We start from the raw sequence: 26043 nt of genomic DNA, 5'->3' as shown, positions 1-26043 counted from the left end.
GCGGGCATCGTCGCCGCGGCGACGCTCGCGATCGTCGTGCTCGCGTGGGCGCTGCAGCCGCGCATCGAGCCGTGGGAGCAGACGGCGACCGTGACGGGCGACGTGCCCGGCGCCGTCGCGGGCTGGGATCGCGAGCAGCTCGTCAACGCCGCCATCGTGCTGCAGGCCGGCGAGGACCTCGGGCTCTCGGACCGCGACCGCACGATCGCCGTCATGACCGCGATGGGCGAGTCGAGCCTCGTCGTCGTCGACTTCGGCGACGCCGCCGGGCCCGACTCGCGAGGCCTCTTCCAGCAGCGCACGAGCTGGGGGCCGTACGAGGTCCGCATGGACGCCTACGGCTCCGCCGTGCTCTTCTACCAGGCGCTCGACGACGTCGCGCAGCGCGACGCCATGGCGCCGACGCTCGTCGCGCACGCCGTGCAGGTCAACCAGGATCCGCTGCACTACGAGCCCTACTGGGACGACGCCGTCGCCGTCGTCGCCGCGCTCGAGGCCGCGCGGATCGACGTCGAGGTCACGCAGGTCGGCGCCTGACGCCCGCGGCGGTCAGCGCCGCCGCACCCCGCACACCTCGTCGGCGAGCGCCCGCGCCCAGCGCTCGGCGTCGAGGACGCCCTCGAGCGTCGCCGGCTGCGGCTCGTGGCGCTCGAGGACGCGCTCGACCGACGCGAGGATGTCGAGGAAGCCGATCTCGCCGTCGAGGAAGGCGTGCACGGCCTGCTCGTTCGCGGCGTTGAGCACCGCGGGGTACGTCGCGCCGAGGGCGGCCGCCTCGCGCGCGATGCGGATGCCGGCGAGCGGTCCGTCCTCGTCGACGGGCTCGAACGTCCACGTCGACGCCGTCGACCAGTCGAGCGGCGGCACCGCGCCCGGCACGCGCGTCGGCCAGTCGAGCGCGAGGGCGATCGCCAGGCGCATGTCCGGCGGCGAGCACTGCGCGATCGTCGAGCCGTCGACGAACTCCACCATCGAGTGCACGATCGACTGGCGATGCACGGTCACGGCCACGTCGTCGAGCGGGACGCCGAAGAGCACGTGCGCCTCGATGACCTCGAGGCCCTTGTTGACGAGGGTCGCCGAGTTCGTCGAGATCACCCGCCCCATCGACCAGGTCGGATGCGCGAGGGCGTCGGCGGGCGAGACGTCGGCGAGCCGCTCGCGTCCCCAGCCGTGGAACGGCCCGCCGCTCGCCGTGAGCACGAGCCTGCGCACGTCCTCGGCGCGGCCCGCTGCGAGGCACTGCGCGATCGCCGAGTGCTCGGAGTCGACCGGCACGATCTGGCCGGGCGCCGCGGCCGCCGTCACGAGCCCGCCGCCGGCGACGAGGCTCTCCTTGTTCGCGAGCGCGAGCGTGCACCCGGCTGCGAGCGCCGCGAGCGTCGGCGCGAGGCCCGCGGAGCCCGTGATGCCGTTCACGACGACGTCGCACTCGACGTCCTCGACGAGCCGCACGGCATCCGCGCCGCCGAGCGCCGTCGCGCGCACGCCGAGCGCGTCCGCCTGCGCCGCGAGCGCGTCGGCGTCCGTGCCGGCCGCGAGCCCGACGAGCTCGAAGCGGCCCGGATGCGCGCGCACGAGGTCGATCGTCTGCGTGCCGATCGATCCCGTCGACCCGAGCAGCAGGATGCGCCTCATGCTCGCGGATCCTCCCCCGCCACGAGCACGCCGTCGTGCCAGATCGTCGGCGCGTGCTCGACGGGGAACGCGACCGACGCGGCGATGAAGCAGTCGCGCGACGCCTGGGCGTGCGCCTCGAGCGCGACGGCCGCCATGCCCGGCTCGCGGACCGTGACGCGGGGTCGCAGCACGACGCGATCGAAGCGGCCGCCCGTGCCCTGGGTGGTCATGACGCCCTCGGCGACGTCGTCGTAGGCCGTGACGACGACGCCGCGCGTGACGGCCTGGTGCAGGTACGACAGCATGTGGCACTGCGCGAGCGCCGCGACGAGCAGCTGCTCGGGGTTGTGCCGCGTGCGGTCGCCACGGAACGTCGGATCGGCCGAGCCGAGGATGTCGGGCAGCCCGTCGACGCGGATCACGTGGTCGCGCACGTAGGAGCGGTAGCCCTCGGTGCCGACGCCGCCGGCACCAGTCCACTCCACCCCGACCCGATACTCATGGCGCATGCCACCCAGGCTAGCCAGGCCCGTGGTCGTCGCCCTCGCGCGAGCGTACGATCGTCGTATGACCGACGTGCTCGCACCCCAGTCCCGCTCCGTCACGACCCCCATCCCGGGTCCGCGCAGCCAGGAGCTGCTCGCACGCAAGGCGAAGGTCGTGCCGCAGGGCGTGCCGAACCAGCTGCCCGTGTTCATCGCCGAGGCGCACGACGCGATCATCACCGACGTCGACGGCAACCGCTTCATCGACCTCGGCTGCGGCATCGGCGTCACAACCGTCGGCCACACGAACGACGCGGTCGTCGCCGCCGTGCAGGAGCAGGTCGCTCGGCTGACGCACTCGCTCTTCGGCACCACGCCCTACGAGTCGTACGTGCGGGTGGCCGAGCTGCTCGCCGAGCTCACCCCCGGCGACTTCGAGAAGCGCTCGTTCTTCGTCAACTCGGGCTCGGAAGCCGTCGAGAACGGCGTCAAGATCGCCCGTCGCTTCACGCGTCGCCGCGCCGTCGCCGTGCTCGAGCACGGCTACCACGGCCGCACGAACCTCACGATGACGATGAACTTCAAGCCGGCGCCCTACGCCTCGGGCATGGGGCCGCTCGCGTCGGACATCTTCCACGCACCCGGCTCCTACCCGCTGCGCGACGGCCTCGACGGCGCCGCGGCGGCCAAGCGCACGATCTGGTACCTCGAGAAGCACGTGGGCGTCGAGGACCTCGCCTGCCTCGTGGTCGAGCCCATCCAGGGCGAGGGCGGCTTCATCGTCCCGGCCGACGGCTACCTGCCCGCGATGCAGGAGTGGTGCACCGCCAACGGCGTCGTCATGATCGCCGACGAGGTGCAGTCGGGCGTGTGCCGCACGGGCCGAACCTTCGCGTCGGAGCACTTCGGCTGGGTGCCGGACCTCGTGCTGTCGGCGAAGGGCATCGCGGGCGGCCTGCCGCTCGCGGGCGTCACGGGCCGCGCCGACATCATGGACGCCGTGCACACCGGCGGCATCGGCGGCACCTTCGGCGGCAACCCCGTCTCGTGCGCCGCGGCCGTCGCGGTCCTCGAGCAGGTCGCGTCGTCGGACCTCAACGGCAAGGCGCAGCGCATCGAGACCGTGCTGCGACCGCTCCTCGAGGAGCTCGCCGCGAAGCACGACGTCATCGCCGAGGTGCGCGGCCACGGTGCGATGCTCGCCATCGAGCTCGTCGACCCGGCGACGGGCGACCCGGTGCCGACGGCCCCGATCTCCCGCGCGGCGGGCGAGCAGGGCGTCCTCGTCCTCACGGCGGGCACCGACTACAACGTGCTGCGCTTCCTGCCGAGCCTCGCCATCACCGACGAGCAGCTGCGCGACGCCGTCGGCGTCATCGACGAGGCCTTCGCGGCCCTGTGATGCGCGTCGCCGTCGTCGGCCTCGGGGCATGGGGCGCGATGACGGCATGGCGGCTCGCGGCCGCGGGCGCCGACGTCGTGGGGTTCGAGGCCGGCACCATCGGTCACGATCGCGGCTCGTCGCACGGCTCGACGCGGCTGTACCGTCGCCTGTGCGTCGAGCACGCGGGGCTCGTGCCGCTCGCGGCGCGCTCCGCCGTGCTGTGGCGCGAGCTCGAGCGGGTCTCCGGCGAGACGCTCCTCACCGTCACGGGCGGCGTGTCGATCGGGCCGGCCGACTCCGCGCTCGTGCGCGAGTCGCTCGCGGTCGCCGCGGCGACCGGCGTCGACCACGCGCTGCTCGACGCGGATGCCGTGCGCCGACGGCTGCCGATGCTGCGCATCCCCGACGACGCGGTCGGCATCCTCGACCCCGAGGCGGGCGTCCTCGCGGCCGAGCCCTCCGTCCTCGCGGCCGCGGCTGCGGCGCGTGCGCTCGGGGCCGTGCTGCACGAGGGCGCGCGCGTCGACGTCGCGGAGGCGGCGGACGGCATCGTGCGCGTCGACGGACGCGCCGAGCGCTTCGACCACATCGTCGTGTGCGCCGGGGCATGGACGGGCGAGCTCGTGCCCGACCTGCACGTGACGCCCGTGCGCACCCTCGTGACGTGGTTCGCCCCGCGCCCCGGCGAGGAGGCGGCGCACGCGCTCGACGCGCTCGGCGTCGTGGTCGTCGCGGTCGGCGACGCATGGATCTGGGGGCACGGCGCGCTCGAGGGCGGCCTCGTGAAGCTCGGCCCCGCCGACGACCCCGCCTACGCCCCCATCCGCCCGGACGCCCTCGTCGGCAGCACCCACCCCCTCGACGGCGCGCTCGTCTCGCGCCTCGCGGCCGCCGCGCTGCCGGGCATCGCGCCGACGCCGACGTCGATGCGCCCGTGCATGTACGGCCGCACCGCCGACCACCAGTTCGTCGTCGGCCGCGTGGGCGAGCGGCTGAGCGTCGGCGGCGGCTGCAACGGGCACGGCTTCAAGCACGCGGCCGCGATCGGCGAGCACCTCGCGGAGGTCGCGCTCGGCCTCGAGCCCACCGTGCCGATGCCGTTCGCGGATCCCGCGCGGCACGCGAGCGCCATCGCCTAGGCGAGCCTGCTGGCGACGCCGCGCTCGAGCATCCACCGCGGCGCGCCGCGCAGCACGGGCGACAGCGGCGCACCGCGCAGCACCTGGCGCACGGCGCGGTCGTCGACGCCGAGCACGACGACCGGCCGATCCTGCCGCAGGCGGTCGAGCACGCCCCACGCGGCCTCCCACTCGGCGACGGTGCCGATCGTCACGTCGGCGGGCGCTGCAGGCGTGCCCGTGACGCCCGGGATGCTCGGAGCGTCGTGCGGCGAGGCGACGACGATCGCGACGGGCCCCGCGGGCAGCGCCGCCCGCGCGGGCGTGCGGGGAGCGACGGGATGGTCGTCGATCGCGAGCTGCACGCGCTCGCCGGCGACCCACGCGCCGCCCGGTGCGAGCGCCGCGTCGTAGCGGTCGTTCGTGCCTCCGGCGAGCACGTGCTCCTGCCGCGACGCGAGCCGCAGCAGCACGCGCGTGTCGGCGAGCGGCGCGAGCTGCGCCATCGACGCCGCCGCGCGGCGTGCCGTGAGCGCGACGGCATGCCCTGCCCCCGGCCCCTCGCGCATGCGCCTCGCGAGCAGCGCCGCGACCTCGTGCGCGTGCTCGTCGTCCAGGCGACCGAGCAGGGCGTCGACGTCGTCGACGACGAGGATGCCCGGCGCGATGGGCTCGTGCACGGCGTCCCACAGCGACTCCTCGTCGCGCACGAGGTCGGCGCCCGCGTGCGCGAGCAGCGCGGCGAGCGTCGACTTGCCGCTCGCCGCCGCGCCGAGCACGAGCAGCGGGCCGTCGGACGCCGGATGCCACACGAGCGGGTCGATGCGCTGCGCGGCAGGACGGTCGACGAGGCCGAGCACGACGGCGGTGCCCGTGCCGCCGGCGACGTGCGCCGGCAGGTCCGCGGGGCGCACGCGCGCGGGCAGCGGATCGCACCACGGCCTGCGCGGGGCGGCGTGCGCGTGCGAGTCGGCGACGACGCGCTCGAGCAGCGCCGCGTCGGCGAGGGCGGACTGCGCGTGCAGCGTCGCCTGGCCCGCGATGCGCACGACGCAGCGACCGCGCTCGTCGAGCCGCAGGCGGGCGGCGTCCGGCACGCCCGTGACGGCGATGCTGTCGGCGTCGTCGGGCACGCGCAGCGAGATGCGGATGCCGCAGTTCGCGAGCACGCCGTCGCGCACGGCCTCGGCCGGGCGCTGCGTGCACAGGACGAGGTGCATGCCGAGGCTGCGTCCGCGCGCCGCGACGTCCGTGAAGAGCCGCAGGAGGTCCGGCAGCTCGTGGAGCATCGCCGCGAACTCGTCGACGACGATCACGAGCCGCCCGAGGCCCGACGCCTCCTCGATCGATCGTGCGCCCTGCGCCTGCAGCGCGCGCTCCCGGTGGCGGATCTCGGCACGCAGGCTCTCGATCGCCCTCGCGGCACCGTGCTCGTCGAGGTCGGTGACGACGCCCACGCAGTGGCGCAGGCCGCGCAGCGCCGCGAACGACGCGCCGCCCTTGAAGTCGACGAGGAGCACGGCGAGCTCGCTCGGGTCGTGCCGGCGGGCGAGCGCCGCGATCCACGCCAGGAGCAGCTCGCTCTTGCCGGACCCCGTCGTGCCGCCGACGACGGCATGCGGCCCGTCGACGGCGAGGTCGATCGCGATCGGCAGCGGCCCGGCGAGGAAGGTCGCGGGCAGGACGCCCGGCGCGTCCTGCGCGAGGTCCGCGAGCCGCACGAGCGTCGGCAGCGCCGCCTGGCCGCCGAGCCCCGCCTCGTCGGCGGCCGTGGCGAGGCGCGATGCCGCGCGCGCGGCCTCGCGCACCGAGACGAGCGACGGCGTCGCCGATCGCTCCCCCAGTCGCACGACGTCGAGCGCGGCGTCGACGACGACGCGGCAGTCGCGCGGCAGCGCCTCCGCCGTGGGCGCGGCGGCGAGCGTCACCTCGGCGCCGTCGGCGAGCACGCGCACGAGCGTGCGCCGAGCGTCGAGGCTGCGATCGACGCGATGCGGCACGGCGTCGATCCACGCCCAGGACGCGTCGGCCTCGACGACGACGCGCGCGGCGTGCGGCGGCAGGCGCGCGAGGACCTGCAGCGCGAGGCTGCGCACGTGCGCGTCGCCGACGCCCGGACCTGCGACGAGGCCGACGCCGAGGCGCGCGTCGACGACGAGCGGTGCGTCGACGTGCCCGGCGTGGGCGCGCAGCGCGTCGATCCTCGCCTGCACGGCGGGCGGCTGCGGCTGCGCGTTCCCCTCGAGCGCCGCCGCGGACGGCACGGCGCCCACGCCGAGCGCGACCGGCACGGGATCGCCCTCCTCGTGCCGCCACCGGTGCGGGTCGTTGACGGGGGCGACGGCGCACGCGCGGGCGTCGGGATGCGCGAGCGCGAGCGCCCGGGCCTCGTCGGCATGCGCCGCGACGATGCGCTCGTCGAGGGCGTCGCACTCGCGGGCGAAGCGGGCTGCCTCGCGCCGCAGGGCTCGCCGACGCTGCAGTCGGCCGTCTCCGAGGCTCGCGAGCGCGATGACCGGCCCGAGCAGGGCGAGCAGCAGCATCGTCGACAGCTGCGTCACGAGCCACAGCGCGCCGGCGCCCACGATCGGCGCGAGGCTCGCGAGCACCGGGAACGACGGGGCGGGCGGCTCGGCGGGTGGCAGGGGGAGCTGGAGTCGATCGCGCACCGTCCCACCCTCGCGCCGCGGTCGCCGTGGGCGGCCGGACGGCGCACGCCGTGTGGACGCGACGGGGCTGTGCGGGACTCAGCGCCGCAGCAGCGACCGCAGCGAGAGGCGCGCGCGGACGCGCTCGATGCGCGACCGGTCGCGGTCGAGCCCGGCCACGAGATCCGCGCCCTGCGCCCACGCGGCGTCCACGGCGGCGTCGTCGGGCGCGGCACGGCCGAACATCGCGGCGTCGATCGTGCGCGCGAACCCCGTCTCGCCGTCGTCGCGCGCGTACTCGAGCCTCGTCGCGCCCGCCTGGCCGCGTCTGCCGCGATCCACCGCGGCGTCGACGAACTCCCTCCATGCGCCGTCCACGCGGTCGGCGCTCGATGGCGCGAGGCGACGTCGGCGGCGACGCACGAGCTTCGCGCCGAGGATGCCGAGCACGGGCGAGGCGAGCAGGAGCATCCCACCGAGCGTGAGCGCGAGGATGCCGAGGACGGTCGCGAGCGTGCGGTCCTCCATGTCCTGCGCCGGCGGCTGCACGGGGTCGGCGGGCTGCTCGCCGCGATCCTGGCCGCCCTCGGGCAGCACGGGGCCGGCGGGCGGCTGCGGCTGCGTCGAGGGCCTCGGGGCCGTCGCCTCCTCCTCGGGGATCGGCCGCGCGTCGGGCGTGACCGGCACCGTGACCCATCCGGCCTCCTGCGTCGACACCTCGATCCAGGCGTCGAGGTCGCCCGCGACGACGGAGGTCGGTGCGCCGTCGACGACGTCGGGCACGTACCCGACGACGATGCGCGCGGGGAAGCCGAGCTGCTCGGCGAGCAGCGCCGCCGTCACGGCGTACTGCTCGCCGTCCCCGACCATGACGCCGTCGAAGAGCTCCGCGACGCGCGCGAGCGAGTGGCCGGCGCGGCTCGCGGGCTCGCCCTCGGTGCCATGGCTGAGGTAGCCGTCGCTCGCGAGGCCCGCCACGAGCCCCGCGAGGCGCTCCCCCGGCGTCGACGCGTCCTCCGTCCACCCCGACAGCCAGGTGACGGCGTCGGCCGGCGGCACGACGTCGAGGCGCGGTGCGCCGGCGGGCGTGAGCGCGGCGAGGTCCTCGACGGGGGCGTCGCGCGCGAAGGCCACCTCGTAGGCGTCGCCCTCCTCGAGGCCCGCGGTCGCGAGCAGGTCGCCCGTGTCCGCGTCGACGTGCAGGGTGGCCTGCAGCTGCGGTGCCCGCGCACCGACGAAGCCGACGTTCTCGGGCGTCCCGACGTGCGGCACCCAGGTGCCGTCGAGGTCCTGCACCGTGACGCCGAGCACGTCCTCGCCCGCGGGCGGCACGGCGGGCATGCGCACGAACGCCGCGTCGCCGATGCCCGCGACGACGCCGTCGTAGGCGTCGAGGACCGCGACGACGAGCCGATCGCCCGACCGCATGCCCGTCGCGACGACGACCGTCTCGTCGCGACGCTCGGGCGCGTGCGACGCTCGGAAGGCCGACAGCGGGCTCGCGAGGTCGCTCGTGTCGAGCGCGACGGGCTCGGAGCGCAGGACGACGCGATCGCCGAGCGACACGGCGCCGCCGACGACGCCGCACGCGATCGCGGCCGCCGCGACGGTGAGCGAGGCGACCGTGCGACGCCACAGCGTCGAGAGGGTCCTCGGCGCCGCGCGCCGACGTCGGGCCTGCCGCACGATCGACACGAGCGCGACGACGAGCGACATGACGAGCACGGCGTGGAGCACGGGCTCCCACGGCTTCGCAGGACCGAAGAGGATCGTCCACGCCGCGATCGCGACCGGCACGATGCCCGCGAGCTCGGCGCGGTGGACGCGCAGCACGACGGATCCCGAGATCGCGCTGCCGACCAGCACGAGCAGGAGCGGCGCGACGAGCACGCCGCTGCCGACGCCCACGGGCGGCGCGATCGTGAGGATGTCGCGCCACGACTGCCAGATGGCGGGCACCACGATGCCGTACGCGTCGAAGGTCGGCAGGATGCCCGCGAGCGCCTCCGGCGCGGCGAGCGGTGGGGCGACGACGAGGAACGCGGCGATGCCGACGAGGATGAGCCAGAGCGCCGGCCACCGCCGCCACCAGCCCAGCAGCGCGATGCCCGTGCCGACGAGCAGCGCCGTCGCGACGACCGGCACGATGCGCGTCGACCCGAAGAGCGCCCCCATGGGCAGGCATGCGGCGAGGATGGCGAGGACGCTCGTCGTGAGCGCCGCGAGCCGCCACTGCGTCACGTCGGCACCCCCGTCATGCGAGCGACTCCGATCGCAGGCCGCGGGCGAGGTCCTCGAGCAGCCCGATCGTCAGCACGGGCACGCGCGCGAGCCTGCCGACCGACGGCGGCGCGAGCGCGTCGGCGCGCAGCACGATGGGGGCGACGTCGGGCGGCAGGAGGCCCGCGGCCTCCCGGATCCTCCTCGGCGGCGCTGCGCTGCCCACGACGATCCAGGCGACCGACGCCTGCGGCGACAGCGCGACCGAGCGCACGACGTCGACGATGCCGAGGCGTCGATCCGTCGAGAGGTCCGTGAGGCCGTCGAGCAGGCGGTCGCGCGTGCGAGCGTCGACGGGTGCGGGGTCGAGCCTGCCCGTCGTCGGGCTCTCGACGACGCGCACGCGGCGCCGCTCGGCGATGGCCCCCGTCGCGATGGTCGCGACGACCTCGAGCGCGAGCTCGAAGTCGTCCGCGCCGTAGTCGTCGTCGCACGTCGAGACGCACACGAGGGTGTCGCTGCGCTTCGACGGCTCGAACTGGCGCACGAGCAGCTGCCCCGTGCGCGCCGTCGAGCGCCAGTGCACGTGCCGCGGCTCGTCGCCCGGGTGGTAGTCGCGCAGGCTGTGGAAGGCGACGTCGTCGGCCGTGAGCTCGGCCGACGCCTCCCCCTCGAGGTCGCGCACGAGGCCGGCGGCGACGGCCGGGATGCGCGCGAGGCGCGGATGCACGACGAGCTCGGCCGCGAGCGTCAGGACGTGGGTGCGCTCGAGGATGCCGAACGGATCGGTGCGCAGCACGGTCGCGGGGCCGACGACGACGCGGCCGCGCCTGCGCGTGTCGAGCACGATGCGCTGCGTCGTCTCGTCGCCCGTGCCCAGGCGCGGCAGGTCGAGGCGGTACGTGACGTCGCCGACGAGCACGTCGACCGCGCGCGGCGCGAAGACGCGCCCCGGCCTGCGGACGACGAGGGTCGCGTGCGCGCTCTGCCCGACGGGCACGCGCTCGGCCGAGAGCGCCAGGCGCACGTCGACGTCGCGCTGCCCGACGATCCACGGCACGGCCGCGAGCACGAGCACGAGCGCGGCCGACGCGGCGACGACGAGCTCGGCCCAGCCGAGCACGACGCCGAGCACGCCGCCCACGACGGCGACGCCCACGAGCGTCCAGCCCCAGCCGGTGACGACCCGCGAGGCGCGTCGCAGCCGCTCGATCACGAGCCGCCGCGCCCTCTCGGCGGCGACGTCGAGAGCATGAGCTGCTGCAGGATCGTCTCCTGCGTGATGCCGTCGAGCTCGGCCTCGGGCTCGAGCACGATGCGGTGGCCCAGCACCGGGATCACGAGCGCCTTGATGTCGTCGGGCGTGACGTAGTCGCGGCCGTCGAGCGCCGCGTACGCGCGGGCCGTGCGCACGAGCGAGAGCGCGCCGCGCACGCTGACGCCCAGGCGCACCTCCCCCGACTGCCTCGTCGCCTCGACGATGCGCGCGACGTAGTCGGCGACCGCGGCGTCCACGTGCACGCGCGTGACGGCGGCGATGTGCCGCTGCAGCGTCGCGGTGTCGACGACGGGCGCGAGCGACGACGGGTCGACGGGATCGGCCGAGCCCTCGAGGATGCGCAGCGTCGAGGCGTGGTCGGGGTAGCCGACGGAGGTGCGCAGCGCGAAGCGGTCGAGCTGCGCCTCGGGCAGGCGGTACGTGCCGGACTGCTCGATGGGGTTCTGCGTCGCGACGACCATGAACGGCGTCGGCACGGCGTTGGGCTTGCCGTCGACCGTGACGCGGCCCTCCTGCATGACCTCGAGCATCGCCGACTGCGTCTTGGGGCTCGCGCGGTTGATCTCGTCGGCGAGCACGATGTTCGCGAAGACGGGTCCCTCGTGGAAGGTGAAGGTGCCGGTCGACTGGTCCCAGATGCTCACGCCCGTGATGTCGCCGGGCAGGAGGTCGGGCGTGAACTGGATGCGCGAGGCCGAGCCCGAGATGCAGGCGGCGAGGGCGCGCGCGAGGGAGGTCTTGCCGGTGCCCGGGTTGTCCTCGACGAGCAGGTGGCCGCCGGAGAGCATGGCCGCGAGCGCGAGCCGCACGACGTGCGACTTGCCGACGAGCACGGGCTCGATCGCCTCGGCCATGCGGTCGCCGAGCTCGCGGATGGCGGTCACGCCGTCGTCGGTCATGGACGCTCCTAGATCTGGCATGCGGCGATGGTGGGGGTGGCGTGCTCGACGGTCTCGCCGCTGAGTCCTGACGAGGCTACCTGCCCCGTCACCTCGACCTGGGTCGTGCCGAAGGGCACGGGCGTCTCGCCGGGGACGTACGGCTGGGCGTCGGACCACGGGCCGTTGGGGCTCGAGCGGAAGCGCACGGAGGCCGACGACGTCCAGCCGCCCGTGTTGGACGGCAGCGCGACGACGAGCGGCTGCTGCGCCGTGCTGCAGCGCTGCACGGTCGCCGCGAGCGCGAGCGGCGTGACCTCGCCGCCGACGGCCGTCGGCGCGCTGCAGGTGGGCTGCCCGCCGTTCGAGGCGCACTGCCGCACCTCCACGCGGTACGACTGCCCGTACGACACCGGCAGCGGCTGCGGCGTGAGGAATGCGGGCGCGGAGGTCGACGGCGACGCGGCGACGTCGACCCAGCCGCTCGTGGTGCCGCCGCTCACGAGGCGCGCCTGCAGCCGCAGCCCCGCGCCGAGGTCGGCGCGCGTGATCGCGACGTCGAGCGCGCCGCGGCCGCCCGCCTGGGTCGTGCCGACGGCGACGGCCGAGGCGTCGACGCGCGCGGGCACGCCGTAGACGACCTGGCTCACCGACGAGGAGCAGAACCAGCCGTTGTCGGCGATGACGACGACCTGCAGGCGCTGGCCCGAGCGCACCGTCGCGGTGCCCGAGGTCTCGGCGCCACCGCCGCCTCCGGGCGCGCACGCGGCCGGCGTCTGGCCCTCGGGGACGGTCGCGATGCGGTAGCGCAGCGCGGCGCCGCCCGTCGAAGGTGCCGCCCACGTGACCGTCGCTCGGCTCTGCGACTCGTCGTAGCCCGTCAGCAGCACCGTCGTCTGGCCGGGAGGCCCGACGGCGGTGAAGTCGAGCGGCGTCGACCACCGCCACGCCTCGTCGGCGACGCCCGCGGCGTTCGTGGCGGCGACGTCGACGCGGTACGCCTGGCCCGGCTGCAGCCCGGCGACGATCGACTCCCGCGCTGCGGCGTCGAGCCGCTGCACGACGTCGACGCCGGGCCCCTGCACCCGCACGAGGTAGCCCGTGATGCCCGAGGCGCCCGCGGGGGTCGTCGCCGGCTGCCAGCGCACGATCGTCGCGCCCGCGGTCGACGTCGGCGTGGCCGAGACGCCCGTGACGGGCGCGGGGAGCCGGTCGGCGTGCATGGGCTCGGACGGCGACGACGGCTGGCTCGCGCCGACGGCGTTGCGCGCGACGACCTGGAGCCGCACGTCGACGCCGACCGGGAGGTCGGTGAGCGTGCACGTCGCCGCGGGCGCGCACTCGTGGCGGTACCCGCCGGGCCCGAGCAGCGTGTAGCCGAGGATGGGGCTGTTGCCGTCGCCGGGCGGCGTGATGCGCACGACGAGGCCGCCGTCGACGTGGACGTCGGCGGCCTGCGTCGGCGGTGCCGGCCGGTCGGGCACGTCGTGGACGACGATCGTGAGCGTGCTCCACACCGCGCGCCGCGGATCCAGGGTCTCGTCGAGCACCTGGTAGCGGATGGTCGTCGTGCCGACCTGCGCGAGATCCGAGGCCTGCACGGTCACGGCGCTCGAGCCGGGGTCGCGCTGCACCGAGACGCCGAGCGGCGCGGTGGCCTGGTCGACCGCGGCGAGCGCGAGGGGCGTGCCGGGGAACGGGTTCGTGGCCTCGTCGTTCGCGAGCAGGTCGACGCTCGCCGAGCCGCCGCGCCGCACCTCGACGCGGTCGGGCTGCGGCTGCGCGAGCGGGCGCGTCGACGAGATGGTCTGCAGGCGCAGCTCGCCGGGCACGCCCTCGCCGTTCGGGCCGGACACCCCGACCTCGAGGCTCCCGATCGTGCCCACGTCGACGCCGGGCGCCGCGCCGATCGTCAGCGTCGATCCGACGATCGCCGCCGTGAACCCCTCGGGGATGGCGCCGAGCGACCAGTCGAACCGCGCGACGAGCGCGGGATCGGGCGCCGTGGTGATGCGCGCGAGGTCGAGCTCGCGCGTGCCGCCCTGCTCGAGCTGCACCGTCGTGCCGAGGACGCGGCCCGGGAGCCCCTCGCCGGGCTCGACGACGATCGGCAGCACGATGGGCGCGACGCGCCCCTCGGGATCGCTCGGCGAGTCGCCGTCGGTGACCTCGAAGGCGATGCTCGCGAAGCCGAAGAAGCCCGGCGCCGACGTGAAGCGCAGCGTGCCGGAGTCGACGACGGGCTGGCCGTCGTCGGAGTGCTCGGCGCGCACGGTCGAGGCGTCGGTGAGCACGACGGGATCGCCGTCGACCGCGACGACGTGGTCGTCGATGTCGATCTCGATCGTCTCGCCCGAGGCCACGACGATGGGCGGCGCGTCGGGGCGCAGCTGCGGCAGCGCGTCCTGGGTGCCCGGCACGACGACGAGGGCCGATGCCGACGCCCCCGTGTCCTCGCGCGTCACCGTGTACGGCACGATGCGCGTCGCGGGGCGCACCTCGACCCGCAGCGAGCCGTCGGCGGCGAGCGACGCGCCGTCGACGTCGAGCGGCAGCGTCACCTCGAGCTGCTCGATCGCGCCGTCGGCGACCGTCACGGCATCCATCGGCTCGACGACGACCTCCGCCCGGTCGAGGATCGTCGTGACGGGCACGCGTACGTCCTGCGCGCGCGGCGCGGGCGGCTCGGCGTCCTCGTCGACGATGACGCGCAGCCAGCCGACGGCCTGCGCGCCGCGCGAGGACTCGATCGTCACGACGACGCCGAACTCGCCGACCTCGGTGCCGGCGGACACGAGCACCTCGCCGTCCTGCACCTCGGCGCGGATCGCGCCCTGCGCGACGGCCCCGACGACGTCGAGCGCGAGCCCGGCCGGGTCGAGGTCGTTCGCGAGCACGTCGACCGTCTGCGTCGTGCCCGGCTGCAGCTCGACGACGTCGGGCTCGGCGACCGGCGGGGCCGCCGCGACGTCGGGCGCGGCGACGCCGATGCGCACGACGCCGCTCGCCTGCGCGCCCAGGTCGTCGGCGACGACGTACGTGAGCGTCTCGGTGCCCGCCGAGTAGCCGCCCGCCTCGTACCGCAGCGTGCCGCCGTCGACGATCGTGACGCTGCCGAGGCTCGCCGGCGTCGACAGGCCCACGAGCGAGACGCCGTCGCCGTTCGGGTCGGCCGTCGTGAGGTCGATGGGGATGTCCACGGTCTCGCCGGCGACGACGCGCGCGTCGACCGTCGGGGGCGCGGGGGCGACGTTCGTCGCGGCGTCCGAGTCGGCGACGACGATCCGCACCGTCGCGAACGCGCTCTGCCCGTCGGGTCCGCGGACCTCGTAGGTCACCTCCACCTCGCCCGGCTCGCTCGGCGCGACGTAGCGGAGTCGGTCGCCGTCGACGAAGGCGAGGCCGACGGCCGCCGGCTCGACGAGCTCGCCCACGAGCTCGAGCGGCGCGCCGTCGGGATGCTCGTCGTTCGTCAGCACGGGCACGTCGACCGCGCCGCCCGGCTGGACTCGCACGGCGTCGTCGCGGGCGATGGGCGCCTGCATCGCGGCGTCGCGCTCGACGACCGCGATCGTGCCCTCGGCGCTCGAGACGCCGTTCGAGATGCCGTAGCGCACGGTGGCCGCACCCTCGAGCGGACCTGCGAGCTCGATGCGCACGCGCTCCTGGTCGACGACGTCGACGCGCACGACATCGTCGTCGGCCCGCGCGCCCGTCACGACGAGCACGCCGCCCGACGGGTCCGCGTCGAGGTCAGCGATCGGCACCTCGACCGCGCCGCCCGCGAGCACCCCGACGGCGTGCTGCGTCGGCCGCGGCGGCGTCGAGGCGTCGACGGCCGGCAGCACCTGCACGCGCACCTGCCCCGTCGCGATCGCCGAGCCGTCGCTCACGACGTACGTGAAGACGACGGTGCCGACGGCGTCCGGCGTCACCGTGATCGTGTCGTCGACGTAGCTCGCGGCGACGACGCCCGCAGGTCCCGTGACGTTGTGCAGCTCGATCGTGCTGCCGCCGCGCGCCGAGAGCAGCGGCTCGAGCACCGCGGTCTGGCCGACGCGCGTCGTGGCCGTCACGGTGCCGGCGACGAGCGGCGGCTCCTCGACGGGCACGAGGCCGATGCTGCCACGCACGACGGACGCGCCGTCGGAGACGGCGATGGCGAGGTCGCGCACCGTGCCCGCGCCGCCGTCGGTGACCTCGATGCGGCCGTCGGGCCGGAAGCGCACGACGTCGCCGGCGTCGCTCGAGGCGTCGACGAGCACGAGCGCGTCGCCGTCGGGATCGACCCAGTGCTCGAAGGCGTCGAGGACGACGGTCTCGCCGGGCGCGACGTCGACGGACGCGGAGCGCTGCGGCGCCGGCGGCTCGTCCTCGAGCGGCGTGCGCACCGCGACCGTCGCGGTCGCGACGTCCTCGCCGCCCGCGCCGTCCGAGATGCGGTACTGCAGCGAGAGCGTGCCGGAGGCGTCGGCGGGCAGCGCGAGGCGGATGCTGCGGCCGTCGCGCGCGATCGACGCGGCAGGATCGCCCTGCACGTCGACGACCGTGAGCACGTCGCCGTTCGGATCCGAGTCGTTCTCGAGCACGCGCAGGAGCACGACCTCGCCCGGACGCGCACCGAGCTCGTCGTCGACGGCGACGGGCGGCAGCTGCTCGGGATCGTCCGCGCCCGCGCCCGGGTCGTCGGGCTCCTCGCCACCGGGCGCCTCCTCGGGCGGCGCCGGCAGCGACCAGTCGTCGACGAGCGCGCCGTCGCGTCCGATCGTCCACGCGTCGCCCGTCGACGCGTCCGAGAGCACGACGGCGTCGCCGTGCGCGGCGAGCTCGAGCGTCGCACCCGTCTGCACGCCGTCGAGGTCGAGCGCGGCGCCCTCGCCGTCGCCGCATCCGCGCCATGCGGTGCCGGACGACCACGCCCCGAACACGCAGCCGTCGCGCACGAGCGGCCTCGAGGGCTGGCCCTCGACGCCCGCGACCTCGACCTCGACCGACTGCACGCCGAGCTCGTGGGCCTCGATGCCCTCCTGCGTCGCGACGAGCACGCGCCCCGACGCGGGACCGGGCAGCTGCAGCGTCGCCGACTCGGCGTCGAGGCGCACCTGCCAGCCGCCGCTCGAGAGCACGTTCGACGTCGTGTCGAGCAGCACCCATCGCGATCCGACGGCCGTGAGCTGCAGGCTCGGCTCGTCGGGCGACATCGGCGCATCCGACGTCGCGAGCGTCTCGCCCGACGCGACGTCGATCTCGAGCACGCGACCGAGCCCCGGCGAGGCCGCGAAGAGCACCGACGAGGTCAGCGCCGCGACCGTGCCGCGACCGAGCTGCACCACGGGCTCGCCGAGCTCCTCGCCGCGCTCGAGCGCCTCCACGTCCGTGACCCAGACGTCGCCGCTCGACGGCGCGACGATCGACACCGCGGCGCCCGACACCTGGACGTCGGACCCCGACGGCACGAGCACGGCGGGCCCGCGCTCGAGCGTCGCGGGGTCGATCGTGCGCAGCACGCTCGCCGCCCGGTCGACGACGACGACGCCGCCCGCGCCCTGCACGACCTCGCTCGCCGCCCCTCCTGGCGCGACGATCGACTCGAGCTCGTCGGTCTGCGTGTTCACGACCCCCACGAGGTCCGCCGAGGCGTTCGCGACCCACACGCTCGAGGCGTCGAGGTCGGGATCGAGCGCCGCGTTGCCCTGCCACAGGCTCGCCGCGGCCACGACGGCGACGGCGAGCGCGCCGCCGAGCGCGATGCCGCCGATGCGGGTCGCCCGGCTCACGGCACCTCCCCGCACGCCTCGGCGGCGTCGCCCGAGCGCCCGTCGCGGTTCACGGCGACCGTGATGCACAGCTCGTCGCCGGTCGCGCCGGACAGGCGGAAGGTCGAGCCGCGCTGGATGACGGCGTCGCCCGAGGCGGTCGTCACGAGGTAGGAGTCGGCGTCGACGAGCCCGGGGTCGTCCCACGTGAAGGCGACGCCGCCGTCGACGGGCTCGGCGACGACCTCGTCGACGACGGGCACGGTGCCCTGGATGGTCGTGACCGCCACGGCGACGACCGCGACCGCGCCCAGCACGACGGCCGTCGCGGCGCCCGCGAGCACCGAGACGAGGCCGCGCCGCGACGGCGGCGGCGCCGCCTGCGTCGACGACGAGATGTCGATCTGCTGGGCGCCGCGCATCGGCGCCCGCCTGCGAGCGGCGCGCGCCCGCAACGGCAGCTCCTCCTCGCGAGGCTCGTCGGCGGCCCCCTCGACGTCGCGCGACCAGGGACGCTCCTGGAGGTCGATCGGCGTGACGGGCACCCCCATCTCGAGCTGGACCGCCTGCAGGTCCTCGACCATCGGCAGGATGGCGTGGTACCGGTCGGCGGGATCCTTCGCGAGCGCCTTCCGCACGACGGCGCGCAGCGCCTCGGGGGCGTCGACGTCGAACGGCTGGATGTCGTGCGCGAGGATGCGGGCCGTGAGCTCGTCGGTGCCGTTGCGGCCGCCGCGGATCTCGGCGGGGCTGCGGCCGGCGACGAGCGAGTAGAGCGTGGCGCCGAACGACCACACCTCGCTCGCGACGGTGCCCGCCGTCTCGTCGCGCAGCACCTCGGGGGCCGACCACGGCACCGAGACGCCCTCGGCCTCGTGATCGCCCAGGTGCATGTTCGCCGCGATGCCGAAGTCCGACAGCACGGGATGCCCGAACGCGGTCGTGAGGATGTTGGCGGGCTTGACGTCGCGGTGGAGCGTCCCCGCCCGGTGCGCCGTCTCGAGCGCGCCGCCGATGCGGACGACGACCTCGAGCGCCTCGTCGAGCTCGAAGGGGCGCTCGCGGAACCGGTCGCCGATCTCCGTCGAGCAGAGCTCCATGACGAGGTACGGCCTGCCGTCGGCCGACACGCTCGCCGAGTGGACGGAGAGGATCGAGGGATGGGCGCTGAGCCTGCCCATGAGGTTGACCTCGGACCGGAACGCGCTGCGGACGCGATCGTCGACGAGGTCGGCGTGCATGACCTTCACGGCGACGGGGCGCCGCGGCAGGTTCTGCTCGTACAGGAAGACGTCGGCGAACCCGCCCTTGCCCAGGATGTGGACGTGCGTGAACCCAGGCAGCACCGGAGGCGACGACGGCAGCCTGGCGGCCATGTCAGTCCTCGCGGAGCGTCGCCCGGGGCACGGTGCGGTCGACGTCCTCGACCTCGGGCGCGCGGAGCACGTCGACGACGACGACCGTCACGTTGTCGCGGCCGCCCGCGTCGAGCGCGGCGTCGACGAGCGCCTCGCACGCGGCGTGGGGCTCCTCGTGCTCGCCGAGGATGCGCTCGATCTCGACGTCCGTGATCTCCTTCGTGAGCCCGTCGGAGCACACGAGGAGGCGCAGCCTCGGCATGATCGGCAGCAGGAAGTAGTCCGGCACGGGATCGGCGTTGAAGCCGACGGCCCGCGTGACGACGTTCGCCTCCGGGTGCGACTCGGCCTCGTCCTCCGCGAGGAGGCCGGCGTCGACGAGCTCCTGCACGACCGAGTGGTCGACGGTGATGCGCGTGAGCCGCTCGCCGAGCATCGCGTAGGTGCGCGAGTCGCCGACGTTGAAGATCGCGAAGTACGGCTCGCCGTCGTGCTCGGCGAAGGCGCAGCCCGTCACGGTCGTGCCGGTGCCCGCGTCGGCGTCGCCCGCCTGGCGCGCGATGTCGGCCGTCGCCTCGCGCAGCGCCTCGACGACGTCCGCGGGCTCGACGCGCTCGCGTCCGCCGAGCTCGCCGAGACGCTCGACGACGACGCGGCTCGCGATGTCGCCGTGCGAGTGGCCGCCCATGCCGTCGGCGATGGCGAACACGGGGGGCTGGGTCACGAGGCTGTCCTCGTTGTGCGCCCGGCGCAGGCCGACGTCGGTCGTGCCGGCCCAGCGGACCTGGAACGTCTGGCTCGCCGGCCCCTGGCCCGTGTGCTCGCCGACAGGCGCTCCGATGTGCGTCACACGGACCAGTCTCCCAGATGCGGGGCGCGTGCGCGTGCGCGCTCCCCAGGGCGGCGTCGGCGACGGAATCCGTGGATGCCGCCGCATCCCGACGACGGAATCCCTTGCAGCATCGGCCTGGGTCGGCCAGGATCGTTGTCCATGGCCGATCGCAGGAATCCCGGGCTCGACGACGTGTCGAAGGCGATCATCGAGCGGCTCCAGCGCGACGGTCGCCGGTCGTACGCCGACATCGGTCGCGAGGTCGGCCTGAGCGAGGCCGCCGTGCGCCAGCGCGTGCAGCGCCTCACCGAGTCGGGCGTCATGCAGATCGTCGCCGTGACCGACCCGCTGCAGCTGGGCTTCCGCAGGCAGGCGATGGTGGGCCTGCGCGTCCACGGCGACACCGTCATGGTCGCCGAGACGCTCGCGGCACTCCCCCAGATCGACTACGTCGTGCTCACCGCAGGCTCGTTCGACGTGATCGCGGAGGTCGTCTGCGAGGACGACGACGCGCTCATCGAGCTGCTCAACACCCATGTCCGCACCATCGAGGGCGTCGCCGCCACCGAGACGTTCCTGTACATGCGCCTCGTCGAGCAGCGCTACGACTGGGGCACCCGCTAGGAGGATCATGCACGAGCTCACCGGGCTGCAGGCGAAGGCCGCCGACCACCTCTGGATGCACTTCGCGCGCCAGTCGGCGATCGAGGCGGGGCAGACGCCCATCATCGTCAAGGGCGAGGGCCACCACATCTTCGACGACGCCGGACGCCGCTACATCGACGGGCTCGCGGGCCTGTTCGTCGTCGCGGCGGGCCACGGGCGCGAGTCGCTCGCGGACGCCGCCGCGCGGCAGGCGAAGGAGCTCGCCTTCTTCCCGCTGTGGTCGTACGCGCATCCGCCGGCGATCGAGCTCGCCGACCGCCTCGCGTCGTACGCGCCCGGCAGCCTCGACCACGTCTTCTTCTCGTCGTCCGGCGGCGAGGCGGTCGAGACCGCCTTCAAGCTCGCGAAGCAGTTCTGGCGCATCCAGGGCAAGCCCATGAAGCACAAGGTCATCTCGCGCGCGGTGGCCTACCACGGCACGACGCAGGGCGCGCTCGCGATCACGGGCATCCCGTCGGCGAAGCAGATGTTCGAGCCGCTCGTGCCGGGCACCTTCCGCGTGCCGAACACGAACCGCTACCGCGCCGAGGAGTCGGGCTTCGCCGGCACCACCGACGAGGAGTTCGGCATCTGGGCCGCCGACCGCATCGAGGAGATGATCCAGTTCGAGGGCCCCGAGACCGTCGCGGCCGTCTTCCTCGAGCCCGTGCAGAACGCCGGCGGCTGCTTCCCGCCCCCGCCCGGGTACTTCCAGCGCGTGCGCGAGATCTGCGACCGGCACGACGTGCTGCTCGTGAGCGACGAGGTCATCTGCGCCTTCGGCCGCATCGGGCACATGTTCGCCTGCGACGCGTACGGCTTCGAGCCGGACATGATCACGTTCGCGAAGGCCGTGACGAGCGGCTACTCGCCGCTCGGCGGCACCATCGTCAGCGACCGCGTCTACGAGCCGTTCCGGCACGCCGACGCCATGTTCAGCCACGGCTACACGTTCGGCGGCCACCCGGTCTCGACCGCCGTCGCGAACGCCAACCTCGACCTGTTCGAGGACGAGGGGCTGCTCGAGCGGGTCCGCACCCTCTCCCCCGCCTTCCGCTCGTCGCTCGAGACGCTGCTCGACCTCGACATCGTGGGCGACGTGCGCGGCGAGGGCTACTTCTTCGGCATCGAGCTCGTGAAGGACAAGCAGACGAAGGAGTCGTTCGACGGCCCCGAGTCCGAGCGCCTGCTGCGCGGCTTCCTCTCGAAGGAGCTGTGGGAGGCGGGGCTGTACTGCCGCGCCGACGATCGCGGCGACCCCGTGATCCAGCTCGCGCCTCCCCTCACCATCGGCGAGCCCGAGTTCGGCGAGATCACCGAGATCCTCCGCGACGTCCTCACCCGCGCGCAGGGGCAGCTCTAGCGTGCGCACGAGGCCCGACCTCCACGGCACCTTCGGCGCCGTCGCCTCCACGCACTGGCTCGCCTCGAGCGCGGGCATGGCCGTGCTCGAGCGCGGGGGCAACGCCGCCGACGCGGCGGTCGCCGCGGGCTTCGTGCTGCACGTCGTCGAGCCGCACCTCAACGGCCCCGGCGGCGACCTGCCCGCGATCGTCCACGTGCCCGGCTCCGAGCCGCGCGTCCTGTGCGGGCAGGGCGTCACGCCCGCGGCGGCGACGATCGCGGCGCACCGCGACCTCGGCGTCGACCACGTGCCGGGCACGGGTCCGCTCGCGGCCGTCGTGCCGGGCGCCGTGCCCGCGTGGCTCACGCTGCTGCGCGACCTCGGCACGTGGACGCCGGCCGACGTGCTCGCGTTCGCGATCGACCTCGCCGACCGCGGTCACCACGTCCTGCCGCGCGTCGCCGCGACGATCGCGGCGAGCGCCGACCGCTTCGAGCGCGACTGGCCGACGTCGGCCGCGCAGTGGCTCGCCGACGGCGTGCCCGAGGCGTGGCAGCGCATCCGCATGCCGCAGCTCGCGGCGACGTACCGCACGCTCGTCGACGCGGGCGCCGGCCTCGGTCGCGAGGCCGCGTGCGACGCGGCGCTCGCCGCCTGGAGCGAGGGCTTCGTCGCCGAGGCGATCGACCGGCACTCGCGCATCGCCGTCGTCGATGCGACGGGCGACGCCCACCCCGGCCTGCTGCGGGGCGAGGACATGGCCGCCTGGCGGCCGACGTGGGAGGCGCCGCTCGCGCTCGACTGGCGCGGCCGCCGCGTCCTGAAGTGCGGCGCGTGGACGCAGGGCCCGGCGCTGCTCGCGCAGCTCGGCATCCTGGAGCCCCTCCTGCCGACGCGGGCGGACCGCTTCGACGCCGACCTCGTCCATCTCGCGACCGAGGCGGCGAAGCTCGCCTTCGCCGACCGCGACGCCTGGTTCGGCGACGGCGCCGACCTCTCGGGCCTGCTCGACGAGCCGTACCTCGCGGCGCGACGCGCGCTCATCGGCGACACGGCCTCCCTCGAGCTGCGCCCCGGCGCGCTGCGCGGCGAGCCTCGCATGCCGGTCGTCGAGGTCGAGGGCGCGTCGCGCGCCGCGGGCGCCGGCGAGCCCACGCGCGGCGACACGTGCCACCTCGACGTCGTCGACCGCGACGGCATGGTCGTCTCGGCGACCCCGAGCGGCGGCTGGCTGCAGTCGAGCCCCACGATCGACGGCCTCGGGTTCTGCCTCGGCACGCGGGCGCAGATGCTGTGGCTCGAGGAGGGCCTCACGACGTCGATGGCGCCCGGCATCCGACCCCGCACGACGCTCTCGCCGTCGATGGCGCTCCACGACGACGGCACGGTCGAGGCCTTCGGCACCCCCGGCGGGGACCAGCAGGACTCGTGGCAGCTGTCGATGCTGCTCGGCATGGGCGTGCTGGGCCTCGATCCGCAGGCCGCGATCGACGCTCCCGCATGGCACACGACCCACCTCGTCTCGTCGTTCGACCCGCGCGTGTGGGAGCCCGGCGGGCTCCACGTCGAGTCGCGCCTCGGCGCCGACGTCATCGACGACCTGCGCCGTCGCGGGCACCGCGTGACCGACACGGGCGACTGGAGCCTCGGTCGCCTGAGCCTCGCGAGCCGGGCGCCGGACGGCTCGGTGCGCGCGGCCGCCAACGCGCGCGGCGAGCAGGGCTACGCCGTCGTGCGCTGAGGGCGTCACGCGACCGACCGCTCGGCCGCGACCCACTCGGGCAGCAGGCCCGCGTGCAGCACGGTCGCGAGCAGCAGCGCCATGCCCTGCTCCGGGTCGTCCTGCAGGGCGGCCTCGACGCACGCCGCCGCCGTGCCGGAGCGCCCGAGCAGCCAGTGCAGCGTCGCGAGCATGACGAGCGGCGCGGCGCGCATGCCGTCGGGCGCGAGCGCCACGAGCCGCTCGAGGAGGCCGACGCCTCGCTCGACGCGCGCGCGATCCGGCGCGGGGCCGACGCCGAGCAGCCGCGCGGGCTCGGCGTCCGACGGCTCGCCCTGCTGCAGCGCATGCGCCTCGACGCCTGCGGCGAGCCCATCGAGCAGCTGGCACGTCGTCGCGTCGCGGATGGAGGGATCCTGCACGAGCGCGAGCACCGTCGCCGCACGATCGGGCGCGAGGACGGCGGCGTGCAGCGCGAGCTCGACCGGCACGACGGGATCGTGCAGCGCGGCGCACATGGCGCCCGAGGCCGCGACCTCCTCGAGCGCGTGCAGGACGGCGAGGCGCCGCGTCGGCGACGCGGGCTCGGGCACGCGCGGTGCGGGCACGGGGGCGAGGAACGGCAGGCCGTCGGTGACGTCGAGCTCGGCGAGCGGGCCGCGCGCACGCTCGGGCGTCGCGTAGTCCCCCCACGCGTCGGCCGCCTGGCACAGCCGCGCGCGCACGGGCAGCGCCGCACGGCGCGCGGCGGCGACGAGGGCACGGGCGACGGCGCGATGCGGCAGGGCGCCCGCACCGATCGCGGCGTCGCTCACGATCACGATGGCGACCGCGTCCGGCTCGACGTCGACGACGGCGCCGACCACCTGGTCGGCCCACTCGGGCAGGGCGGCGCGCGCGACGTGCGGGATGTCGCAGCGCAGCGCCATCCCCGTGCGGGTGCCGTGGAACGGCACGAGGACGACCGATCGCGCGATCGCGGCACCGGCGAGGTGCGGGAGCGCGAGGAGGAGCTGCTGGGGCGACGAGGCGTGGACGATCTGCATGCCCGAGACCCTGCCGTCGGGCGCCCACGCGATCCGCGCCCGGACGACGACCATGAGCCGCGGCGCCCCTGTGAGGGACGCGCGCGACCCGCGAGGGCGTCCGGCTAGGAGAAGAGGTCGGAGATCGCGGCGACGACGTCGGTGCCCATGCGCGCCTCGCCCGCCGCGACGTTCTGCGCGACCTGCTCGGGCTTCGTCGCCCCCGCGATCACCGAGACGACCGGCTCCTGCGCGAGGAGCCACGCGAACGTCGCCTCGAGCATCGTGAGCCCGGCGTCGCGCGCGACCCGGTCGTACTCCTCGAGCAGCGTCCAGTCGACGCCCTCGAGCAGCTGCGGCTTGATGCGCGTGAGCCTGCCGTCCTCCGGCTGGTCGGTGCGCGTGTACTTGCCGCTCAGCAGGCCGTTGGACAGCGGGAAGTACGGCAGGAAGCCGAGCCGCGCCTCGCGAGCCGCGGGCAGCACCTCTGCCTCGACGCCGCGCGCGAGCAGGCTGTACTCGTCCTGCGCGGTCACGAAGCCGTTCGGCGTCTCGACCGCCGCCGCCTCGCGGATCTGCGCGCCCGACAGGTTCGAATGGCCGTAGGCGCGGATCTTGCCCGCCTCGACGAGCTCGTCGAGCGCGTCGATCGTCGTCGCGATCGGCGTCGACGGATCGGGCGTGTGCAGCTGGTACAGGTCGATCCAGTCGGTCTGCAGGCGCGTGAGCGAGGCGTCGACCGCGTTGCGGATGTATCGGCGCGCGCCCTTCGGACCCCAGTCCTCGGCACCCGGGACGTCGAAGGACTGGTGGCCCCACTTCGTCGCGAGCACGACCTGGTCGCGCTTGCCCTGCAGCGCGTTGCCGAGCAGCGTCTCGCTCGTCGTCGGCGGCACGCCGTACATGTCGGCGGTGTCGAGCAGCGTGATGCCGTGGTCGATCGCCGCATGGACGAGGCGGTCGGTGCCGGCCTGCTCCTCCGTGGCCGTGCCCGGGCGTCCCAGGTTGTTGAGCCCGAGGCCGACCTGGCTCACGACGATGTCACTGGTTCCGAGCGTGCGACGCATCGCTCCAGCCTAGCCGCGGCGCCGGAGCGCCGGTCGCGCTGTCAGCGGACGCCGCTCACAGCCCCGCGGCCGTCGCCGTGAGCTCGAGCCGGTCGTCGGCGACGAGCCTGAGGCGCACGCCCGCCTCGTCCGCCCATGCGGCGAGCTCGGCCGCCGACGTCGCCTCGACGCCGTCGCGTGCCATGCGTCGCACGAGCGCGCCCTTGCCGTGCTTGTTCCAGTGGTTGAGGGCCGCGCCGTCCTCGCCGACGACGTCGACCGCGATCGCGCCGGCGACGGGAGCGAGGTCGGCGTACGCCTTCGAGCGCAGGTCGACGACGGCCTGGCCCTGCAGCTGCGCACCCGCATCGCGCCACACGCCGCGCAGCGGCCCCGTGAGCTCCGACGACGAGCAGCGGTACGACGGGATGGCGTCGTCGGCGCGCACGAGACCCCAGAGCGCGGAGGCCACGACGACGTGCGCGTCCACCCATGCGCGCGCAGGCTCCGCGAGGTCGCGGGCGTCGAGCGCGTCGTAGAGCACGCCCTCGTACCGCTCGATCGCCGGCATGGTCGGTGACGCGCGCAGCGCACGGTCGTCGTCGATCCATCGCTGGCGCGCGGGCGTCGGCGCGGGCGCGGCGGCCATCGCCTTCGCGATCGTCGCCTCGAGGACGCGTTCGC

General features: G+C 75.3%; 17 protein-coding genes and 1 pseudogene. 6 read left to right on the top strand and 12 right to left on the bottom strand.

Features of this window, described 5'->3' with window-relative positions:
• A pseudogene (locus ABD249_RS10620) lies at positions 1-537 on the top strand (CHAP domain-containing protein); the annotation flags it as partial.
• A gap of 12 nt (positions 538-549) precedes the next feature.
• Here the strand turns inward: ABD249_RS10620 and dxr are convergent.
• Positions 550-1638: a 1-deoxy-D-xylulose-5-phosphate reductoisomerase gene (dxr, locus tag ABD249_RS10615; RefSeq protein ID WP_344343331.1), complete on the bottom strand. Its 1089-nt coding sequence runs from the start codon at positions 1636-1638 to the stop codon at positions 550-552.
• A complete protein-coding gene (locus ABD249_RS10610) occupies positions 1635-2129 on the bottom strand; it encodes an OsmC family protein (RefSeq protein ID WP_344343329.1) in 495 nt (164 codons plus the stop codon). The genes dxr and ABD249_RS10610 overlap by 4 nt, the downstream gene beginning before the upstream one ends.
• Before the next feature lie 58 nt (positions 2130-2187).
• Here ABD249_RS10610 and ABD249_RS10605 point away from each other — a divergent pair, with 58 nt between their 5' ends.
• Both ABD249_RS10605 and solA read left to right on the top strand, forming a co-directional pair.
• Positions 2188-3507: an aminotransferase class III-fold pyridoxal phosphate-dependent enzyme gene (locus ABD249_RS10605; protein WP_344343327.1), complete on the top strand. Its 1320-nt coding sequence runs from the start codon at positions 2188-2190 to the stop codon at positions 3505-3507.
• Positions 3507-4628: an N-methyl-L-tryptophan oxidase gene (gene solA / locus ABD249_RS10600; RefSeq protein WP_344343325.1), complete on the top strand. Its 1122-nt coding sequence runs from the start codon at positions 3507-3509 to the stop codon at positions 4626-4628. The genes ABD249_RS10605 and solA overlap by 1 nt, the downstream gene beginning before the upstream one ends.
• Here the strand turns inward: solA and ABD249_RS10595 are convergent.
• The 7 genes from ABD249_RS10595 to ABD249_RS10565 all read right to left on the bottom strand — a co-directional run bounded on the left by ABD249_RS10595 (position 4625) and on the right by ABD249_RS10565 (position 19596).
• Positions 4625-7276 carry an FtsK/SpoIIIE domain-containing protein gene (locus ABD249_RS10595; RefSeq protein WP_344343323.1) on the bottom strand — a complete coding sequence of 884 codons (2652 nt, stop codon included), beginning with the start codon at positions 7274-7276 and terminating at the stop codon, positions 4625-4627. The two genes, solA and ABD249_RS10595, sit on opposite strands and share 4 nt — an antisense overlap.
• A 78-nt stretch (positions 7277-7354) precedes the next feature.
• Positions 7355-9496, bottom strand: coding sequence for a transglutaminase domain-containing protein (locus tag ABD249_RS10590; protein WP_344343321.1), 2142 nt, complete (start codon positions 9494-9496; stop codon positions 7355-7357).
• Between the two features lie 13 nt (positions 9497-9509).
• Positions 9510-10691, bottom strand: a complete 1182-nt coding sequence (locus ABD249_RS10585; RefSeq protein ID WP_344343319.1) for a DUF58 domain-containing protein — start codon at positions 10689-10691, stop codon at positions 9510-9512.
• Complete coding sequence (locus ABD249_RS10580) at positions 10688-11653, bottom strand: AAA family ATPase (protein WP_344343317.1); 966 nt, start codon at positions 11651-11653, stop codon at positions 10688-10690. The genes ABD249_RS10585 and ABD249_RS10580 overlap by 4 nt, the downstream gene beginning before the upstream one ends.
• Before the next feature lie 8 nt (positions 11654-11661).
• Positions 11662-17409, bottom strand: coding sequence for an Ig-like domain-containing protein (locus ABD249_RS10575; protein ID WP_344343315.1), 5748 nt, complete (start codon positions 17407-17409; stop codon positions 11662-11664).
• Positions 17406-18764, bottom strand: coding sequence for a serine/threonine-protein kinase (locus ABD249_RS10570; RefSeq protein WP_344343313.1), 1359 nt, complete (start codon positions 18762-18764; stop codon positions 17406-17408). Before ABD249_RS10570 ends, ABD249_RS10575 begins: the two co-directional genes overlap by 4 nt.
• 1 nt (position 18765) lies before the next feature.
• Entirely contained in the window at positions 18766-19596 is an 831-nt protein-coding gene (locus ABD249_RS10565) for a PP2C family protein-serine/threonine phosphatase (protein ID WP_344343311.1), read from the bottom strand.
• A 141-nt stretch (positions 19597-19737) separates the two neighbouring features.
• On the opposite strand from ABD249_RS10565, the gene ABD249_RS10560 reads away from it, so the two are divergent.
• From ABD249_RS10560 to ABD249_RS10550, 3 genes are all read left to right on the top strand, one after another.
• Positions 19738-20202, top strand: coding sequence for an Lrp/AsnC family transcriptional regulator (locus ABD249_RS10560; RefSeq protein ID WP_344343309.1), 465 nt, complete (start codon positions 19738-19740; stop codon positions 20200-20202).
• Between the two features lie 7 nt (positions 20203-20209).
• Complete coding sequence (locus ABD249_RS10555) at positions 20210-21586, top strand: aspartate aminotransferase family protein (protein WP_344343307.1); 1377 nt, start codon at positions 20210-20212, stop codon at positions 21584-21586.
• Positions 21587-21662: 76 nt separating this feature from the next.
• Positions 21663-23309: a gamma-glutamyltransferase family protein gene (locus tag ABD249_RS10550; RefSeq protein ID WP_425546327.1), complete on the top strand. Its 1647-nt coding sequence runs from the start codon at positions 21663-21665 to the stop codon at positions 23307-23309.
• Between the two features lie 5 nt (positions 23310-23314).
• Here the strand turns inward: ABD249_RS10550 and ABD249_RS10545 are convergent, their stop codons facing one another.
• From ABD249_RS10545 to ABD249_RS10535, 3 genes are all read right to left on the bottom strand, one after another.
• Complete coding sequence (locus ABD249_RS10545) at positions 23315-24334, bottom strand: DUF4192 family protein (RefSeq protein ID WP_344343303.1); 1020 nt, start codon at positions 24332-24334, stop codon at positions 23315-23317.
• 104 nt (positions 24335-24438) lie between these two features.
• A complete protein-coding gene (locus ABD249_RS10540; protein ID WP_344343301.1) occupies positions 24439-25380 on the bottom strand; it encodes an aldo/keto reductase in 942 nt (313 codons plus the stop codon).
• Between the two features lie 55 nt (positions 25381-25435).
• A partial coding sequence (locus ABD249_RS10535; protein WP_344343299.1) for a YaaA family protein occupies positions 25436-26043 on the bottom strand: 608 nt, incomplete at its 5' end.

Source organism: Agrococcus versicolor, from assembly GCF_039531815.1.
Classification (GTDB): Bacteria; Actinomycetota; Actinomycetes; order Actinomycetales; family Microbacteriaceae; genus Agrococcus; species Agrococcus versicolor.
Note: the sequence above shows the minus strand (reverse complement) of the source record. Positions and strands in the feature narration are given on the sequence as shown.